Annotated in this window: 1 protein-coding gene; it reads right to left on the bottom strand. The window is 70.9% G+C overall.

The window, feature by feature from the left end:
- The coding region (locus A5711_RS19770) for a PPE family protein (protein WP_156745002.1) at positions 1-781 on the bottom strand (781 nt) is incomplete at both ends.

The following is a 781-nucleotide window of genomic DNA, read 5'->3' as shown; positions in this document are numbered from 1 at the left end:
GCCGGCGCGGTGCTGATGGTCGGACTCGGCGCGGACGCCATCGGCGCCGGTGCCGGCGCGGCCGCAGGCAGCGGCGCGGGGACCGAGAGCGGGGCCGCGACGCTGACCGCGGTGATTGCCGCCGCCGCTCCCCCTGCCGCGGCGGCGCCCAGGACGAACACGACCATCGGCGCCAGCACCACGGCCATCTGGATCGCGGCCTGCATGAAGGGCCAGAAGATCATCAGCGTGTGGAAAATCGCCCAGCCGAGCGCGCTGGAGAGGGCCGGCGAGAAACCCAGTTGGCCGAAGAAGGACGCCAGGCCGTTGACGAACGGCACCGGCGGGAACGGCCAGCCACCGGGATTGAGGTCTTTGGAAACCGGCCACGCAAAATTCTTGGTGTACTGCTGCAGCCACGCCGTGAGCTGGTCCTGCCAGGACGGATAGGTCTGCGTCGCCTGGGTGTCGGCGGCCTGCACGCTCGCGACGCTCGCCTCCGCGCCCGGAGTGACGATCGCCGGTGCCGGCGCGGTGACGGGAACCGCCGCGAGGGCGGATGCACTGACCGCTTGGTAGGTGGTCATGGTCGTGGCCGCTTGCACCCACATGCGCGCATAGTCGGCTTCGTTCACCGCGATGGGGACGGTGTTGATGCCGAAGAAATTCGTCGCCACCAGCGCCGCGTGGGTCGCATGGTTGGCGGCGAGCTCGGGCATCGTCGGCATAGCGGCCAGTGCCGCGGTGTAAGCGCCGGCCGCCGTCTCGTGCAGCGCGGCCGCGGTGGTGCTCTTGGCGGAGC

The organism is Mycobacterium sp. E2238, from assembly GCF_001672665.1.
GTDB lineage: Bacteria > Actinomycetota > Actinomycetes > Mycobacteriales > Mycobacteriaceae > Mycobacterium.
The sequence above is the reverse complement of the archived record's forward strand: the minus strand, read 5'-3'. Positions and strand labels throughout refer to the sequence as shown.